The sequence below is a fragment of the Streptomyces sp. NRRL F-6676 genome (assembly GCF_000725625.1).
In the GTDB taxonomy this organism is placed as follows: domain Bacteria; phylum Actinomycetota; class Actinomycetes; order Streptomycetales; family Streptomycetaceae; genus Streptomyces.
In genome coordinates, this window is record NZ_KL647087.1 from 61,912 (window position 1) to 77,726 (window position 15,815).

Below are 15,815 nucleotides of genomic sequence, written 5' to 3' on the forward strand. Positions count from 1 at the left end.
ACCCCCGACCCCGGAGTCCCGCCCCATGACCCAGCGCCCCGCCCCGCCCTCCGCCAGCCCCCGCCGCCCCCGCCTGCTCGTACTGCGGGCGCTGGGGCTCGGGGACCTGCTCGCCGGGGTGCCCGCGCTGCGCGCGCTGCGCCGGGCCTTCCCGGAGCACGAGACCGTGCTGGCCGCGCCCGCGGACCTGGCCCCCCTCGCCGCGGCGAGCGGCGCCGTCGACCGGCTGCTGCCCGCCGCCGCCCCGGGGCGGGCCGTCCCCGCCGCCCTCGACTGGACCGGGCCGCCCCCCGACCTCGCCGTCGACCTGCACGGCAAGGGCCCCGAGAGCCTGCGCCCGCTCCGGGCGCTGCGCCCCCGCCGGATCCTCGCCTTCGCGGCTCCCGACGGCCCGCCCTGGTACGCCGAGGAGCACGAACGCGACCGCTGGTGCCGGCTGCTCACCTCCTACGGCATCCCCGCCGACCCCACCGACCTCCGGCTCCCCCCGCCGGACGCGCCCTCCCCGGCGCCCGGCGCGGTCGTCCTGCACCCCGGCGCCGGCGCACCCTCCCGCTGCTGGCCCGCCGACCGGTACGGCGCCGTCGCCGCCGAACTCCGCGCGGAGGGCCGACGAGTGGTCGTCACCGCCGGGCCGGGGGAGGAGGAGCTGGCGGCCGGGCCGGCCCGGCGCGCGGAACTGCCCGCCGAGGACGTCCTCACCGGCGGCCTGCCGTTCGAGAGGCTCGCCGCGCTCGTCGCCGGCGCGGACGCCGTCGTCAGCGGCGACACCGGGATCGCGCACCTGGCCGTCGCGTACGGCACCCCGTCCGTCACCCTCTTCGGACCCGTCCCGCCCAGCCAGTGGGGCCCGCCCCGGCACCCCCGCCACCGCGCCCTGTGGCACCCCGGGCCGCCGGGCGACCCGCACGCCGCCACCCCCGACCCGGCACTGCTGCGCATCACCCCGGACGAGGTGCTCGACGCCCTCCGCCGGCTGCCGGCCGCCGACCCCGCCCCCCTCCCAGCCTCCCGGTGACCCCCATGACCCGCGCCCCCTCCGTCGGTATCGCCCTCGCCACCCGCGACCGGGCCGACACCCTCGCGACCACCCTCGAACACCTGCTCGCACTCCCGGAACGGCCCCCCGTCGTCGTCGCCGACAACGGCTCCACCGACGGCACCCCCGCGATGCTCGCCCGCCGCTACCCCGAGGTCCGCGTCCTCGCCCTCCCCACCAACCGGGGCGCCCTCGCCCGCACCGACGCCGTACGCGCCCTCGACACCCCCTACGTGGCGTTCAGTGACGACGACTCCTGGTGGGAGCCCGGCGCCCTCGCCACCGCCGCCCGGCTGCTCGACGCCCACCCCCGGCTCGGACTGCTCTCCGCCCGCACCCTGGTCGGCCCCGCGAACGAGCCCGACCCGCTCAACGCCGTCCTCGCCGGCTCCCCCCTCGGCACGGACCCCGAGCTGCCCGGCACCCGCGTCCTCGGCTTCCTCGGCTGCGCCGCCGTCGCCCGCCGCACCGCCTACCTCGACGCGGGCGGCTACCATCCGCTGCTGTTCTTCGGCGCCGAGGAGACCCTGCTCGCCTACGACCTCGCCGCCCGTGGCTGGGGCGTCACCCACTGCCCGGAGGTTGTCGCCCACCACCACCCGGCGGTCTCGGACCGCCCGCACCGCTCCGCCGTCGTACGCCGCAACGAACTGCTCACCGCCTGGCTGCGCCGCCCCCTGCCGTACGCCGTCGGCCGCACCCGGCGGCTGGCCGCCGACGCCCGCCACGACCCCGTCGCCCGCCGCGCGCTGCACGAGGCACTGGTACGGCTGCCGGCCGCGCTGCGGCAGCGCCGGCCGCTGCCGCCGGAGGTGGAACGGGCCGTCCGCCGGCTGGAGCGGGCCCCCGCGCGGCAGGAGGAGCCGGTATGACCCACGAGGAGCACACACCCAAGGACGACCGGACGACCGTCGTCGTCATCACCCACAACCGTCGGCCCGAACTGATGCGCACACTGGACCAGTTGGCCGCGCTGCCGGAAGCTCCGCCGGTGATCGTCACCGACAACGGCTGCACCGACGGCACGGCGGAGGCGGTCGCCGAGCGGCACCCCTGGGTGACGCTGCTGCGGCCCGGCCGCAACCTCGGCGCCGTGGGCCGCAATCTGGCGGTGGAGCGGGTGCGGACCCCGTACGTGGCGTTCTGCGACGACGACTCCTGGTGGGAGCCGGGGTCGCTGAGCGCGGCGGCCGACCTGCTCGACCGGCACCCGCGGCTCGCCGCCGTCACCGCGCGGATCCTGGTGGAACCGGCGGGCACCGAGGACCCGATCGTCGCCGAACTGCGCGACTCGCCGATCCCCGGCCCCGACTGGCTGCCCGGGCCCGCGCTCGGCTCCTTCCTCGCGGCGGCGACCGCGCTGCGGGCGGACGCGTTCCGGGCGGTCGGCGGATTCTCCCCCCGGCTGTGGCTGGGCGGGGAGGAGGAACTGCTGGCGGCGGACCTCGCGGCGGCCGGATGGTGGCTGGCGTACGCGGAGGAGCTGACGATCCACCACGCCCCGTCGGTGGCACGGGACGCCTCGCTGCGGCGGGCGCACGGGATCCGGAACACGCTGTGGTTCTCGTGGCTGCGGCGGCCGGCGGGGGTGGCGCTGCGGAAGACGGTGCACATGGCGCGGACGGTGCCGCGGGACACGACGTCCCTGCGCGGGTTCGCGCTGGCCGCGGCGGGGGTGCCGTGGGTGGTGCGGGAGCGGAGGGTGGTGCCGCCGGAGGTGGAGTCGAGGCTCCGCCTCCTGGACGACACCCAACGCCGCTCGAAGGCCCGCCACTACGGCAACTGAGTGCGGGGCCGGCAGCTCCCTGCTCCGCGCAGGAGCCGATCGCCGCCGCGGCCTCGGGGCGCGAGCCGGGTCAGCCGCGGAGCGCGGCGGTTTCGCGGAGGAACTGACGGTGGCCGATCAGCTTGTAGGCCAGACGGGCCGGGGCGGGTACGACCCGCATGAACCTCCGACGTTCCGCGTCGTCGGCTTCCTCGGTGATGTGGCCGAGGATGACCAGTCGCCGGGTGAGCGGGATCGCGCTGATGCCGTGCTTGCCGAGTGCGTCCCATTCGCCTTGCGTCAGGGTGACCGAGACGACCGGGAGCACCTTCTGCTCCTCCTCGGCGAGGTGATCGATCAGCGTCGGCATCATGGCTTCGACACGGGCGGCCATCTTCTCGCCGGTGGCCGCGTCGGCGGTGGCCGTCCACGCCGGCAGTTCCGCGTCGACGGCTGTGACGGCGTCGTCGACCTGTATGTGCTGTGCGTCCATCCGGTCCAGCAGATCCGGATCGAGCGCGGTGCGCTCGCGCAGCAAGGGAAAGAGCAGTTCGTCCTCGCCGGTGTGGTGGGTGTGCAGGAAGTCCAGCATCTCCCGGGCATGCGCGCCGATGACCTTCGATCGTGCACGGTCGTCGGCCGCGGAGCGAAGAAGTCGGGGGAGCCGGCCGAACTCGCGCCGGATGACACGGTGGATCAGCACCATCTCGTGGGTGTCCACCCCGGGGCCGGAGGTCGTCACCGCGACTCCTCGATCGTCGCGGCGTTCCGGACGGTTTCGGGAGCGGGGAACTCGTCGCGGTGGGCCCGGGCCCAGTCGGCGAAGCCGCGCGCCGGGCGGCCGGTGACCGCGGTGACGTCACCTGTCGGCTCGGAGTTGTACGGCTCCTCGGTGGAGCGGAAGAGCTCGATGACGGCGTGCGCGAGCTCCTCGGGCATGCCGTAGGACACCATCCGCGCGAGCGTGTCGGCCGGGTCGGCTTCGGTGTAGCGCAGATCGCGGCCCAGCACCTGGCCGAGGATCGCGACCTGTTCGGAGGGGCTGAGCGGTTCGGGGCCGGTGAGCTCGTAGACACGGTGCTCGTGGCCGTCCTGGGTGAGACAGGCCGCGGCGACGGCCGCGATGTCCGCCGGGTCGACGACGGCCGCCCGGCCACCGGCGAACGGGGCGTACACGACCTGCCCGGCGGCGATCATTCCCGCCCAGTCGAGCGCGTTGGACATGAACGCGGTGGGCCGCAGGAACGTCCATCCGATGCCGCTGTCGCGGAGGGCATCCTCGCCGGCGCGGTGCAGGGCAGTGATCGGGTCGGTGGCGCCGTGCCCGACGTTGCGCACGGACAGCTTGACGATCCGCTCCACGCCCGTTCGCCGCGCCGCGGCGACGAGTCGGTGATCGTGTGCGGCGATGTGGAGGCCCTCGGTCAGCAAGAACACCGCGCGTACACCGTCCAGCACGGGTGTCGGATCGCTGTCACCGAGATCGGCCACGATTTTCTGGACGCCGTCCGGGAAAACCGCGCCGGGATTGCGGGTGAGAGCCCGTAGTCGACCTGCCTGGGTGGGGAGAAGCGCGGTGATGACTTCCGAACCTACGGTGCCGGTGGCTCCGGTAACCAAAATCATGGGTTCTGGTCCTTTGTGAGATCGGGTTTCGGGGTGAGGGGGGAGCTGCGGTGGGCGTGCCGGCTCTCGCTCGGCTTCGCGGCGCACCAGAGCGACCGCCGCCCTCTAAACTAGTCAGCTTTCCTTATCAATATAGTCACGCATCCGAACCGATGGCAACATCGGCAGGTGGGAGGTCGCCGAGGGGTGGACGGTGTGCGCGGAGCGTGGCGTCCCGGTACATGCCGCCCCGCGGTCCGATGGGCGGCGCCATAGGGTGTGGACCTCGCGGAATCAGGCGGACGACGAGGCTGGGAGCGACATGGGTGACGAGCGGCGGGTTGATCTGGGGACGGCGTTGTTCATCCCGTACCGGTACACCGAGGACCGGATCTACCGGGCCCTGCGGGACGCCGGGTTCGACGACTGGACCCTCGCCCAGTGCCGGGTGTTCCAGCGTGTCGCCCAGGAGGGGTCGCGCCTCACGGACCTCGCTGACCAGGCGCAGGTGACCAAGCAGAGTGCCGGCGTGATGGTCGATCAGCTGGAGCGCCTGGGCTACGTCCGCCGGGTCCCCGACCCCGCGGACGGCCGTGCCCGGCTGATCTCGATCGAGCCGCGTGGCCGACGGGCGGTCGAGGTGGCCAAGGCGACGCTCGACGAGATCCTCTCCGAGTGGGAGGCCTACCTGGGTACCCGCAACTTCGCGCTGCTGGAGCAGATCCTCGATCAGCTCCGCGAGATCACCGACCCCTACGCACGGTAGGCCCGGGCCGCGCCGAGCCGTCCGCACCGGCACCCGCCGGCCCCGGCCCGTCGGAGCCGGCGGGTGCCGACGGGTCTCGGCTCCGCTTTTGACATAGTCAGCTTCTCTGACTACATTGGTAATGATCCTGACTATGTCCCGGATGATGGGCGGCCGGCTGCCGCGGTGTGCGGTGCCCGGACGGGCCGGCTGTTGCCGCACGGGCCGCCGCCGCATCCTTCAGCAGAGAGCGGACCATCATGAAGTTTCTCGTTCTTGGAGCAACCGGGCGCACCGGCATTCTCTTGACGCGAAAGGCATTGGACCAGGGGCACCAGGTCACCGCCCTGGTTCGGCGGGCCGACGCCACCGTTGATCCGCGCGCCCGAATCGTCAGTGGCGACGTCACCGACGCCGCCGTGATCGGGACGGCGGCCCGAGGCCACGACGCGATCATCAGCGCGCTCGGAGTGAAGAACGCCCGCGCGACCCCAACGCTGATCACCGACACCGTCCGCGCGGTCATCGCATCCGCGAAAACATCAGGTGTCGACCGTTTCGTCCTTCTGTCCGCGTTCGGAGTCGGCGACTCCCTCGCCAAAGCCTCATTCCTCGTCGGTCCCCTTTTCCGAACCGTGCTTCGGAAGGTCTACGCGGACAAAGCCGCATCGGAAGTGCTCCTGAGGGCCAGCGATCTGAAATGGACCCTCGAATACCCCGGAGCACTGAACAACGGTGACAGCGCCCGCTACAACGCCGTCGCGCTCGCGGACGTCACGAAAATGCCGCTCTTTCCCTCGGCCTCTCGCGGCAACGTCGCCGACTTCCTCCTCCGCTCCGCCGTGGAAGGCACCTTCGTCCGGCAGGTCGCCGTGGTCACGGACGCCGCATAGGTCACCGCCGTAGGCCGCGGCACCGTGGGACGTCAGCCGTGGCGACCCGTACCCCTCCGCCGCGTCTCCGTGCGGCCTTCGGTCACCGGACCTTCACGCTGCCCACCCCCTTCCCTCGCATCCCCGGGGCACCCGCTCACGCGAACCGCATGAAAAGGGGCCCCCGTGTTCGTCGTCGTCGCCGTCCTGCTGCTCCCCCTCGCCGGAGTCACCCTCGCCGCCCTGTCCTGGTGGGAGGAACGGCTCTTCACCACCCCCGAGACACCCCGCCATGCCCGCACGCCCCACCACCGCCGCCACCTGCGCCTCATCCCGGGCGGCCGCACCGCCCACGACCGCACCGCCCCCGCCGAACAGCGCGACGCCGCCTGAGGCACAGCCCCGGACGGCGTCACACCCTCACCCCACTCGGCTCAGCGCCGGCGCCCCCTCCGTACCACCAGCAGCCCCACTCCCACGGCCACCACAGCCACCACCACGCCCACCACCGGTACCACCGGAACCCCCGCCGCCCGCTCCCGCACGGCCGCCGCCTTCTCCCGGGCCCTGGCCTTCACATCCGTCTTCGCGGCCAGCTCCTCCACCGTGCGGCCCAGCTCCGCACGGGTGTGCGCGATCTGTTCGCGCAGTTCCTCCCTGGTGGCGGGGCCGTCCCCACCGGACGGACTCCGCTCAGCCATCGATGCCATCGGCATGTCCTTCCTCGTAGCGGTCACTCACTCGTTCTCCAGGCGGCGCTTGTCCTGCTCGTCCCACGCCCGCGTGTCCCGCGGCTCCGCGTACGGCTCCTCGTCCGGGGGCAGCCCGCCCGCCACCGCCCGCTGCCGTGCCGTCTCCGCGTCGAACTCCAGGCCCAGCAGGATCGCCAGGTTGCTGATCCACAACCACACCAGGAAGACGATGACGCCGGCCATCGTCCCGTACGTCTTGTTGTACGAGCCGAAGTTGGCGACGTAGAACGCGAACCCGGCGGAGGCGACGAGCCAGATCAGCAGCGCGAGCGCGCTGCCGGGGGTGATCCACCGGAAGCTGCGGACCTTCGCGTTGGGCGTGGCCCAGTACAGGATCGCGATCATGATCGTCACCAGGATCACCAGCACCGGCCACTTCGCGATCGACCACACCGTCAGCGCCGTGTCGCCGAGCCCCAGCGCGTCCCCGGTCCGCTTGGCGATGCCGCCGGTGAACACCACGATGCAGGAGCTGATGACGGCCAGCACCATCAGCACCACCGTCACCCCCAGCCGCAGCGGCAGCACCTTCCACACCGGCCGCCCCTCGGGCATGTCGTAGACCGCGTTGGCCGTACGGATGAAGGCGGCGATGTAGCCCGACGCCGACCACAGCGCAAGGACGATGCCGACCACCGCCATGATCGAGCCGGTGCCGCCGCTGCCCTGCAACTGGTGCACCGCGTTGGTGACGATGTCCCCGACCGAGCCGGGGGCGAGGTCGTTGACCTGGTCCAGCAGTTTGTCGGTGGTCGACCTGCCCGTCATGCCGAGTATCGAGACCAGGACCAGCAGCGCCGGGAACAGGGCCAGCACCCCGTAGTAGGTGAGCGCGGCGGCGCGGTCGGTCAGCTCGTCGTCCTGGAACTCGCGCAGGGTGCCCTTGAGCACCGCCTTCCAGGAGCGTGCGGGCAGCTCGGTCGGCGTGTCCGGGGCGCGGCGCTCCACGTCCGGGTCCGGGCCGTACCGCTGCGCCCCGCCCCCGCTGTCCGGGATCGCGCCCGCGGCAGGGTCCGCGGCCGCGGCAGGGCCCGCGTCGGCGTCCGTACGTGCGCCGGCGTCCGCGTCCTGGTGCCTGTGTCCGAGTTTCGATAGCCGAGACATACGGTGCGGGTATCCCCGACGGGCCCGATCACGCTCCGTCCCTTACACCGTCGTACGTCCCTGTACCGGCCGTTTGGCGCCGGGGCGCCGGGAAACCCGGACGGGGCGAAACGATCTGTCCCAGCGGACCGGACGGAGATGCCATGGACGAGCAGGTCACCCCTTCACAGGCGGAGGGCGAGCGGGACGACGCGGACGACGCGACGGCCGGCGGCCGCACGGACGTCCCGCACCCGACGCCCTCACAGGCCGAGGGCGAGCGCGAGCCGGACGACGGCCCGGAGGACCTCAGCGGGCCCTGACCGGACCGCGGCCGCAGCGGGCGCAGACGTCGGCGTGCGGCACGGCGAGCAGCCGGTCGCGCGCGATCGGCTCGCCGCACACCGTGCAGCGCCCGTACGCGGGGGTGCCGAGGCGGTCCAGCGCGGTGCGGATCCGCTCCAGCAGCGTCCGCGCCCGCTCGGCGTCCGAGCGCAGCCGGTCGGCGGCGGTCACCTTGGCGGCGAGATCGCCCGCTTCCGGATCGCAGTCCGTGTAGAGCGTGGCGGCCTGCGCGTCCACGGCCGCCAGCTCCGCACGCAGCCCCTCCGCCCGCGCGGCGAGCCGGGCGCGGAGGTCGTCGAGATCCCGGGCTGACAGTTCTTCGGTCGGCATGACGGCTCCTCGTTCTCGACGCCTGCGGGTTCCCGCCGGGGCGCGGACCACACGCCGACGGGCAGGCGGGCCACATGCCGACGGGCAGGCGGCCACACGCCGACGGACAACGGGAGGGCACGGTGCGACGAAGGATTCTGCTGGTCGGCTGGTTCAGCTTCGCGGACGGCGAGGCGACGGCGGGCGACGTCCTGGCCCTGCGCCGGGTGGAGGACGTCCTCGACCGGGCCGGCCTCGCCCACGACGCGGTCTGGAGCCCCGGCTTCCGCCCCGGGGAACTGCACTTCGACGCCGTCCGGCCGGGGGACTACACGCATCTGGTGTTCCTGTGCGGGCCGCTGCACGGGCCGCAGGTGGCGGCGCTGCACGAGCGGTTCGCCGGGTGCGTACGGATCGCGGTGGGCGTCTCCGTGGTCGACCCCGGCAGCGCGGCGGTCAGCGGCTTCCACCGGGTACTGCCCCGGGACGCGCCCTCCCGCGAACCGGCGCGGGACCTCGCCGCGGGCGCGCCGCAGATGTCCTCCGCGCCGGTGGCCGGGGTGGTCCTCACCCATGGGCAGGGCGAGTACGGGGGGCGCCGGCGGCACGACGAGGTCGCGGAGGTGCTCACGCGCTGGCTCGGTGGCAAGGACTGCGCGCGGCTGCCGCTGGAGACCCGGCTGGACGCCCACGACTGGCGGCTGGCCGCGACGGCGGGCCAACTCCAGTCCGTGATCGGCCGGTTGGACGTGGTGGTGACCGACCGGCTGCACGGCATGGTGCTGGCACTGCGGGCCGGCGTGCCCGCGCTGGCCGTCGACCCGGTCGAGGGCGGCGCGAAGGTGACCGCCCAGGCCCACGCCTGCGGCTGGCCCGCGGTGGTCGGCGCCGAACGGCTGGACGTACGGCGTCTCGAGCACTGGTGGGACTGGTGCCTGACGTCGGGACGGGCGGCGGCGCGACAGGTGCGGGAGGAGTTCCGCGGGGCCGCCGGGACGGGTGTGACGGCAGGTGCCCGGGACGGCACGGCGGGGCTGCTCGCGGCCCTGGAGACACGGGAGTCGGGGGCGCCGCGCGGTGGTTAGTCCCCCGGGGTCCGCGGGCACCCGCACAGAGCGTCCACAGGCCAGGCGTTTCCGGGAGGAACCACAGTGACCACCGGCCGGATCCCCGATCACGAGAAGCGGATACTCGAGGACATGGAGGCCGCCCTCCGGCGCGGCAACCGGCGGCTGGACCGGCGGTTGCGCACGCTGCGGGTGCGCAGAGGCCCGGACCCGCGCCGGCTCGCGTCCTACGAGCCGAGGGCCGCGGTGGTGGCGGTGTGGCTGTGCGTGGCGGTGGCGCTGATGGTGACGGGGATCTGCACGGGGGAGCCGGCGGTCATCTGGTCCTTCGCGGCGGTGTGGCCGGTGGCGCTGTTCGGGGTCTTCCGGCTCCTGTGCCGGCGGTCCAGCCCCTGACGGGGCAGGGTCTAGCTTCTTGGGTTCACGGCTCGCCCTGGTTGCCTGCGGTTGCTTGGCGGGTGCGGCGTGTGGGTGGCTGGTCGCGCCCACGCGGCGGAGCCGCACATTGATACAGCCCCGCGCCCCTGGGACAGCCGGGGTGGACCGGGGTCCAGGGGCGCAGCCCCGGTCGTCATCCGGGGGTCCAGGGGGCGGAGCCCCCTTGGGGGTTGGGGCGTAGCCCCGAGGCTGCCCCGGGGGCGGAGCCCCTCATGTCGCTTGCCTCCGGTGCCGTCCCGGCGTACGTGAGCGAACCCACCCGCTTCCCCCGGAGGGGGCACGCATCGGGTGCCCTCAACGTGGCACCTGATCTCCCATGCACTGGTACCGAAAGGCGACGCAGACCGTCCATGGGCAGATGAGGGCCGGGGTCCTCACCGCCCACCGCGCATGGTCGGGACCCGGCCGCGAACGCGACCTGGTCGTGCAGGCGTTCAAGGCGGCCCTCGCCGCCTTCCTCGCCTGGCTCGCCGCCGGCTGGTGGCTGAACGCACCCGTCGCCTTCGTCGCCCCCTGGGTCGCCATCGTCCTCGTCGAGTCGACGGTGTACCGCTCGATCGCGCACGGGTTGCAGCAGCTCGCCGCGATCGCCACCGGAACCGTCGTCGCCACGGCCTTCGCCCTCGCCCTGAACAACACGCTGCTCGCGATGGCCGTGGTGCTCCCCGCCACCGTCCTGCTGGGCAACTGGCGGCGCCTGGGCAGCCAGGGCATCTACGCGGCGACCGGCGCCCTCTTCGTCCTCACCGGCCCGTCCGTCGGCGTGCTGACCTCCGCCGCCCGGATCGGCGAGGCCGCCTTCGGCGCACTGGTCGGCATCGCCGTCAATGTGCTGATCCGGCCGCCGGTGTATCTGCGCAGCCCGCGCGCCGCCCTGGAGGACGCGGCCGACGAGGCGCGGTCCGTGATGGAGGACGTGGCCGAGGGGCTCGACGGCGGCGAGTGGGACGCGGCCGAGGCCGGCGACTGGCACGAACGCGCCCTCCACCTCAGCCGCCTCGTCGACCAGGCCCGCTCCGCCCTCGGGTGGAGCCGCGAGAGCCTGCGCGTCAACCCGCGCCGCCGCTCCCGTGCCGTCGCCGAGCCGGGCAGCGCGTACGACGACGCCGTCGCCGTCTTCGACTACGTCGCCGTCCACACCGCCGGCGTCACCCGCACCGTCCTGGAGACCGTGGGCGAGGACCGCAGGGCGTCCTGGCCCGGCTCCCGGATCGCCGGCCCCTACGCCGCGTTCCTGCGCCGGGCCGCCGACGCCGTACGCCTCTACAGCGCGGTCCGCTTCGACGACGGCTCCGCGGCGGAACTCGACGAGGCCGTCGCACGGCTGCGTCACTCCCTCGACGAACTGCGCCGCCGGCTGCCCGACGCGGCCGGCGGCGACCCCGAGGACCTCGCCACCTACGGCACCCTGCTCACCCAGGCCCGCCGTCTCGCCGACCAGCTCGCGCCCGCGGAACGTGACGGGTGAGCGGGGCCCGCCGCCCCGGCGGCCGTTAGGTTGAGGACATGGCCGACGACACCTGGCGGGCCGGCGAGCCCGGCATCCTGCGACTGCCCTCGGGCCGGCTGGTCCGGGGGCGCGGACTGCGGCACCCGCTGCCGCCGGGCAGCACGCCGCAGTACGGCGTCTATCTGCTCGGCGGCCGGCCGCCGGAGACCGACTGGGAGTCCCGCTGGCTGCGCTGGCCGGACTTCCGGCTGCCCGCCGACCGGGCGCGGGCCCGCGAGGTGCTCACCGACGCCTGGGAGCGGGCCGGTGCGGAACGCGTCGAGCTCGCCTGCGGCGGCGGACGCGGCCGGACCGGGACGGCGCTGGCCTGCCTCGCGGTCCTCGACGGCGTACCGGCCGAGGACGCGGTGGCGTTCGTACGGCGGCACTACGACCGGCGGGCGGTGGAGACGCCGTGGCAGAAGCGGTACGTACGGGGGTTCGGGCGGGGCTGAGCGCGGCGGCGTCAGGCCCGGTCGATGTGCACGTTCGTCGACTTCACCCGGGCCGTGGCCTCCACCCCCACCTCCAGGCCCAGCTCCTCCACCGCCTCGCGGGTCAGCAGCGAGACCAGGCGGTGCGGGCCCGCCTGGATCTCCACCTGCGCGGCCACGTCGCCGAGCTTGACGGCCGTGACGATGCCGGGGAACGCGTTGCGGACCGAGGTGTACGAGGGGAGGCCGTCGCCGCCGTCCGCCGTGCCGCCGGTGCGGGCGAGCTCCACGGAGAAGGCGGCGAGGTCGCGGCCGTCGATGAGGCGGCGTCCGCCCTCGTCGCGGTGGGTGGCCATGCGGCCCGCGTCGGCCCAGCGGCGCGCGGTGTCCGGGCTGACGCCGAGCAGGCGGGCGGCCTGGCCGATGGTGTAGGACTGCATGGCCGTCAAGATAGCCCGCGGCACCTCACGCGGTGGACAGGGGGCGTTGCGGGCCGCTCGTGGAGGCCCGCAGCGCCCCCTGGCTCGGTGTGCGACGGGGAACGCGGGACCGTCCCTCCGTCTGCCCGGGCGAGCGGCACGGACGACACGCTAAAACGTCCGGTTCCGGTCCCCCAAGGGGGGAACCCCCTACGCCCGGCACACAGGGAAAACCCTCGGTGACGCGGCGCAGCTTCAGGGGGCGCGGGGCTGTGCCGACATGCGGCTCCGCCGCGTGGGCGCACTCCTTCACGGGGTCCGGGGCGGAACCCCGGGTCGGGACGGGAAGGGGCGGCGGGGGCGGCGGGGCGGAGAAATCACTCCACGCGCCGGGTCGCCGCCAGCCGGACGATGTCCACCCGGGAGCGGATACCCAGCTTCCGGTACACCCTCGTCAGCGTCGCCTCGACCGTCTTGACGCTGATGAACAGCCGCGCCGCGATCTCCCGATTCGTCGCGCCCTCCATCACCAGCGCCGCCACCTGCCGCTCCGTCGCCGCGAGTCCGGCCAGCGCCCCCGGCGGCACCCCCACCGGTACCGCCGCCGAGGCCCCCGCCCCGTCCACCGGCTCCGCCTCCACCTGCCGCAGCCACGGCACCGCCCGGCACCGCCGGAACAACCGCGCGGCCTCCTCGTAGGACGCGGCCGGTGGCCGTCGCCCGCGCAGCCCGGCCAGCGCGTACACCGCCCGCGCCTCCTCGAGGCCGTACCCGAGCCGCCCCAGCCGGTCCCGCGCCGACGTCAGCTGCCGTACCGCGCCGTCGACGTCGCCCCGCGCCGCCCGTACCAGCGCCTCCGCCCGGTCCAGCACCGCCAGCACGCTCTCCCGCCCGAGCGCGGAGGCCCGTACGCGGGTGACGTCGACGAGCCGCTGCGCCTCCGCCGGCTCACCGACGCGCACCAGTGCCTCGGCGAGATCGCCGTGCCAGCGCCCGCGCGCCGGGTCGGTGACGCCGAGCTGCTCCTCCAGGCCCCGCACCCGCCGCAGCGACCGCACCGCGCCCGCCGCGTCCCCGGCCACCAACTGGGCGTGCCCGAGGGCACCCAGCGCGCGGGACAGATAGACCTGGTCGCCGTGGTCCTCGGCGCGCGCCACCGCCTCCCGGGCCAGCGCCAGGGCCCGGTCCACGTCACCGCCCGCCGCCTCGGCGAGCGAGGTGAACATCGCCGCCGCGGCCTGGCCGATCCCCGTGTCGCGGGCCAGCCGCAGGCTCTCCCGGGCCAGGTCGAGGGCGCGGGCGCAGTGCCCGGAGCGCAGCTCCGTCTCGGCGAGGCCGCGCAGGAAGTGCACCTCGCTCTCGACCATGCCGCGCCGCCGCACCTCGCGCAGCAGCGCGCTGATCGTGGTGCGGGCCTCGGCGAGCCGGTCGCTCATGATCAGCCAGCGGAAGCGGGCGGACCCGGCGCCGTTGTGGTCGCAGGCGACCCGCGGGTCCTGCGGCTCCTTCAGCGCCCGCTTGATCGTGGCGGGGGCGTCCGGGTGACCCATCAGCGTCTCGGCCTGGGCCTGGAAGGCGAGCGCCATCAGTTCGGTGCGCCGGTCGCCGGCCCGCTCGGCCAGCGCGGCGGCCCGCGCGGCCTCCTGCCGGGCCTCGGTGAAGTCGCCCTCGTAGAGCATGGCCCGCCAGGCCAGCTGGTAGTGGACGAGGGCGAGCAGCCGGGGGTCCTCGCCGGCGTCGGCGAGCGCCTGCGGGTAGGCGGCGTCGACCTCGCCGAGCGCGTGCCCGGCCGACTCGATGACGACGATCCAGGCCCGTACGCGCTCGGCGGCCCCTGTGGCGTCGGCCAGCACCTGGCGGGCGAGGTTGCGGGCGAGGTCGGTCTCCCCGGCGATCAGCGCGTCCTCGGCCGCCTGCAACCGCCGTACGGACGGGCTCGGGTCGGCGTCCGGCGGGGTGTGCCGGGCGGCCAGCAGCCCGAGCCCGGCGGCCACCGAGGGCGCCCCGCGCTCCCGGGCCGCGGCGGCGGCCTCGCCGAGCCGCTCGGCGACGCCCGGGTCGGTGCCGGGGGTGGCCAGGGCCAGGTGCCGGGCGCGTTCGATCGGGTCGGAGGCGGCCGTGGACAGCGCCGCGTGCGCCGAGCGCCGCTCCTGCGGGCCGGCCTCCGCGTACAGCGCCGCCGAGATCAGCGGGTGTGCGAACCGTACGCCGGGGGAGTCCCGGTCGCTCACCAGGAGCCCGAGCGCGGCGGCCTGCGCGATCTCCGCCTCCGCGTTCTCCCGGCCCGCGGCGCGCAGCAGGGCGGGGGTGGGGCGGGCGCCGGCGCTGGCGACGAGGAGGGTGCGGCGGGCCTCGGCGGGCAGCGCCTCCAGCCGGTTGAGGACGAGGGCGCGCAGCGAGGTCGGCACGGGCAGGGGCTCGCCGGGGCTGGGCGGTACGGGGCTGTCGGTGAGCGCGCGGCCCAGTTCGAGGGCGAAGAGGGGGTTGCCGCCGGAGGTGCGGTGGATGTCCCGCACGGTGGAGCGGGGCAGGGCGCCGAAGCCGCGGCGGGTGAGGAGTTCGGCGGTCTGCGGGCGGGAGAGCGGGCCGACGCGGACGGCGAGGGTGTCCGGGGGCGTGGCGCGGAGGAAGCGGTCGTGCTCCGGACCCGGGCTGCGGGGGTCGGTCTCGGTGCGGACGGCGCACAGCATCCGGATCGGCATGTCGCCCAGGCGCCGGGCGGCGAAGCCGAGGAGTTCGGTGCTTGCGGGGTCCAGCCACTGGAGGTCGTCGGCGACGATCAGGACGGGGCCGCGGGTGGCGAGTGCGCGCAGGGTGGACAGGACGGCCAGGCGCAGCGCGAGGCCGTCGCGCTCCAGGGTGGACTCGCCGCGGCCGGTGAGCGCGGACTCGAGCGCGGTGCGCTGGGCGGTGGGGAGGTGGTCGGCGACGTCGGCGGCGACGAGGCCGAGGAGGTCGGCGAGGGCGAGGAAGGGGAGGTGGGACTCGGACTCGGTGGCGGAGCAGCGCAGGACGGTGGCCGCGGTGGTGGCGTGCTCGGTGGCGAGGGTGCGCAGGACGGTGGACTTGCCGATGCCGGCGGGGCCGTGGAGGAGGACGCTGCCGCCGCGGGTGAGTTGGTCGCGGGCGGTGGCGGCGAGGTCCTCGCGGGTGACGAGGGGGGTGGGGCGGGTTCTGCCGGGTTCTTCGGACTCGCGTCCCACGGTCTCCGCCTCCCTCTCGTGTCGGCCGGGGCCAATCCTAAGTGCGGCACGAGCGTCCCAGAACGGAGGTTTTCCGCCCCCGCCGCCCCTACCCTCCCCGTCCCCCAGGGGCTCCGCCCCTTCAACCCCGGGAGGGACAGCGAGTCGGGGGGTGTGGAGGGACGGGGGTGTGGAGGGACGGGGGTGGGTGGGCTTTGTGGGGCGGGTGCGGGCAGGTGGGGGCTGGTCGCGCGGTTCCTCGCGCCCCTGG

The 15,815-nt window shown here is 74.9% G+C and carries 18 protein-coding genes; 11 read left to right on the plus strand and 7 right to left on the minus strand.

Features of this window, described 5'->3' with window-relative positions:
• Positions 1-25 precede the first annotated feature (25 nt).
• From IO29_RS35310 to IO29_RS35320, 3 genes are read left to right on the plus strand one after another with little or no spacing between them, the layout of a single operon-like run.
• Positions 26-1,018 (plus strand): glycosyltransferase family 9 protein, encoded by a 993-nt coding sequence (locus IO29_RS35310; RefSeq protein ID WP_037840780.1) that lies wholly within the window; start codon positions 26-28, stop codon positions 1,016-1,018.
• Between the two features lie 5 nt (positions 1,019-1,023).
• Positions 1,024-1,911, plus strand: coding sequence for a glycosyltransferase family 2 protein (locus IO29_RS35315; protein ID WP_030383246.1), 888 nt, complete (start codon positions 1,024-1,026; stop codon positions 1,909-1,911).
• Positions 1,908-2,825 carry a glycosyltransferase family 2 protein gene (locus IO29_RS35320; RefSeq protein ID WP_030383247.1) on the plus strand — a complete coding sequence of 306 codons (918 nt, stop codon included), beginning with the start codon at positions 1,908-1,910 and terminating at the stop codon, positions 2,823-2,825. Before IO29_RS35315 ends, IO29_RS35320 begins: the two co-directional genes overlap by 4 nt.
• 70 nt (positions 2,826-2,895) lie before the next feature.
• Here the strand turns inward: IO29_RS35320 and IO29_RS35325 are convergent, their stop codons facing one another.
• Together IO29_RS35325 and IO29_RS35330 are read right to left on the minus strand one after the other, a co-directional pair.
• Positions 2,896-3,546, minus strand: coding sequence for a hemerythrin domain-containing protein (locus IO29_RS35325; RefSeq protein ID WP_030383248.1), 651 nt, complete (start codon positions 3,544-3,546; stop codon positions 2,896-2,898).
• Positions 3,543-4,430 (minus strand): NmrA family NAD(P)-binding protein, encoded by an 888-nt coding sequence (locus IO29_RS35330; RefSeq protein ID WP_051708018.1) that lies wholly within the window; start codon positions 4,428-4,430, stop codon positions 3,543-3,545. Before IO29_RS35330 ends, IO29_RS35325 begins: the two co-directional genes overlap by 4 nt.
• 301 nt (positions 4,431-4,731) lie before the next feature.
• On the opposite strand from IO29_RS35330, the gene IO29_RS35335 reads away from it, so the two are divergent.
• The 3 genes from IO29_RS35335 (at position 4,732) to IO29_RS35345 (ending at position 6,419) form a co-directional block, all read left to right on the plus strand.
• A complete protein-coding gene (locus tag IO29_RS35335; protein WP_030383250.1) occupies positions 4,732-5,175 on the plus strand; it encodes a MarR family winged helix-turn-helix transcriptional regulator in 444 nt (147 codons plus the stop codon).
• 239 nt (positions 5,176-5,414) lie between these two features.
• Positions 5,415-6,047 carry an NAD(P)-dependent oxidoreductase gene (locus IO29_RS35340; protein WP_030383251.1) on the plus strand — a complete coding sequence of 211 codons (633 nt, stop codon included), beginning with the start codon at positions 5,415-5,417 and terminating at the stop codon, positions 6,045-6,047.
• Positions 6,048-6,212: 165 nt separating this feature from the next.
• Positions 6,213-6,419, plus strand: coding sequence for a hypothetical protein (locus tag IO29_RS35345; RefSeq protein WP_030383252.1), 207 nt, complete (start codon positions 6,213-6,215; stop codon positions 6,417-6,419).
• Positions 6,420-6,460: 41 nt separating this feature from the next.
• Here IO29_RS35345 and IO29_RS40510 read toward each other — a convergent pair whose 3' ends face one another.
• Both IO29_RS40510 and IO29_RS35355 read right to left on the minus strand, forming a co-directional pair.
• Positions 6,461-6,736: a DUF3618 domain-containing protein gene (locus IO29_RS40510; protein ID WP_420705405.1), complete on the minus strand. Its 276-nt coding sequence runs from the start codon at positions 6,734-6,736 to the stop codon at positions 6,461-6,463.
• A 27-nt stretch (positions 6,737-6,763) separates the two neighbouring features.
• Positions 6,764-7,882: a YihY/virulence factor BrkB family protein gene (locus IO29_RS35355; RefSeq protein WP_030383254.1), complete on the minus strand. Its 1,119-nt coding sequence runs from the start codon at positions 7,880-7,882 to the stop codon at positions 6,764-6,766.
• Between the two features lie 143 nt (positions 7,883-8,025).
• Here IO29_RS35355 and IO29_RS39185 point away from each other — a divergent pair, with 143 nt between their 5' ends.
• Entirely contained in the window at positions 8,026-8,184 is a 159-nt protein-coding gene (locus IO29_RS39185; RefSeq protein ID WP_199806972.1) for a hypothetical protein, read from the plus strand.
• Here IO29_RS39185 and IO29_RS35360 read toward each other — a convergent pair.
• Positions 8,171-8,536 (minus strand): TraR/DksA family transcriptional regulator, encoded by a 366-nt coding sequence (locus tag IO29_RS35360; RefSeq protein WP_030383255.1) that lies wholly within the window; start codon positions 8,534-8,536, stop codon positions 8,171-8,173. The genes IO29_RS39185 and IO29_RS35360 overlap by 14 nt on opposite strands.
• Before the next feature lie 74 nt (positions 8,537-8,610).
• Between IO29_RS35360 and IO29_RS35365 the strand changes: the two genes are divergently transcribed.
• The 4 genes from IO29_RS35365 (at position 8,611) to IO29_RS35380 (ending at position 11,964) form a co-directional block, all read left to right on the plus strand.
• Positions 8,611-9,600 carry a polysaccharide pyruvyl transferase family protein gene (locus IO29_RS35365; protein WP_106969944.1) on the plus strand — a complete coding sequence of 330 codons (990 nt, stop codon included), beginning with the start codon at positions 8,611-8,613 and terminating at the stop codon, positions 9,598-9,600.
• 66 nt (positions 9,601-9,666) lie between these two features.
• Positions 9,667-9,978 carry a DUF3040 domain-containing protein gene (locus tag IO29_RS35370; protein WP_030383257.1) on the plus strand — a complete coding sequence of 104 codons (312 nt, stop codon included), beginning with the start codon at positions 9,667-9,669 and terminating at the stop codon, positions 9,976-9,978.
• Between the two features lie 358 nt (positions 9,979-10,336).
• Positions 10,337-11,488: an FUSC family protein gene (locus tag IO29_RS35375; protein WP_106969945.1), complete on the plus strand. Its 1,152-nt coding sequence runs from the start codon at positions 10,337-10,339 to the stop codon at positions 11,486-11,488.
• Positions 11,489-11,526: 38 nt separating this feature from the next.
• Positions 11,527-11,964 (plus strand): protein-tyrosine phosphatase family protein, encoded by a 438-nt coding sequence (locus tag IO29_RS35380; protein WP_030383259.1) that lies wholly within the window; start codon positions 11,527-11,529, stop codon positions 11,962-11,964.
• 11 nt (positions 11,965-11,975) lie between these two features.
• On the opposite strand, the gene IO29_RS35385 is transcribed toward IO29_RS35380, so the two are convergent.
• Both IO29_RS35385 and IO29_RS35390 read right to left on the minus strand, forming a co-directional pair.
• Positions 11,976-12,383 (minus strand): TOBE domain-containing protein, encoded by a 408-nt coding sequence (locus IO29_RS35385; protein WP_030383260.1) that lies wholly within the window; start codon positions 12,381-12,383, stop codon positions 11,976-11,978.
• Positions 12,384-12,739: 356 nt separating this feature from the next.
• Positions 12,740-15,565, minus strand: a complete 2,826-nt coding sequence (locus tag IO29_RS35390) for an ATP-binding protein (RefSeq protein WP_030383261.1) — start codon at positions 15,563-15,565, stop codon at positions 12,740-12,742.
• Between the last annotated feature and the right edge of the window lie 250 nt (positions 15,566-15,815).

Coding starts and splice junctions, on each gene's coding strand:
- IO29_RS35335 (WP_030383250.1), top strand. CDS start 4,732: ATGGGTGACGAGCGGCGGGTTGATCTGGGGACGGCGTTGTTCATCCCG.
- IO29_RS35315 (WP_030383246.1), top strand. CDS start 1,024: ATGACCCGCGCCCCCTCCGTCGGTATCGCCCTCGCCACCCGCGACCGG.
- IO29_RS35380 (WP_030383259.1), top strand. CDS start 11,527: ATGGCCGACGACACCTGGCGGGCCGGCGAGCCCGGCATCCTGCGACTG.
- IO29_RS35340 (WP_030383251.1), top strand. CDS start 5,415: ATGAAGTTTCTCGTTCTTGGAGCAACCGGGCGCACCGGCATTCTCTTG.
- IO29_RS35385 (WP_030383260.1), bottom strand. CDS start 12,383: ATGCAGTCCTACACCATCGGCCAGGCCGCCCGCCTGCTCGGCGTCAGC.
- IO29_RS35330 (WP_051708018.1), bottom strand. CDS start 4,430: ATGATTTTGGTTACCGGAGCCACCGGCACCGTAGGTTCGGAAGTCATC.
- IO29_RS39185 (WP_199806972.1), top strand. CDS start 8,026: ATGGACGAGCAGGTCACCCCTTCACAGGCGGAGGGCGAGCGGGACGAC.
- IO29_RS35365 (WP_106969944.1), top strand. CDS start 8,611: ATGCCGACGGGCAGGCGGCCACACGCCGACGGACAACGGGAGGGCACG.
- IO29_RS35310 (WP_037840780.1), top strand. CDS start 26: ATGACCCAGCGCCCCGCCCCGCCCTCCGCCAGCCCCCGCCGCCCCCGC.
- IO29_RS40510 (WP_420705405.1), bottom strand. CDS start 6,736: ATGGCATCGATGGCTGAGCGGAGTCCGTCCGGTGGGGACGGCCCCGCC.
- IO29_RS35360 (WP_030383255.1), bottom strand. CDS start 8,536: ATGCCGACCGAAGAACTGTCAGCCCGGGATCTCGACGACCTCCGCGCC.
- IO29_RS35355 (WP_030383254.1), bottom strand. CDS start 7,882: ATGTCTCGGCTATCGAAACTCGGACACAGGCACCAGGACGCGGACGCC.
- IO29_RS35320 (WP_030383247.1), top strand. CDS start 1,908: ATGACCCACGAGGAGCACACACCCAAGGACGACCGGACGACCGTCGTC.
- IO29_RS35375 (WP_106969945.1), top strand. CDS start 10,337: ATGCACTGGTACCGAAAGGCGACGCAGACCGTCCATGGGCAGATGAGG.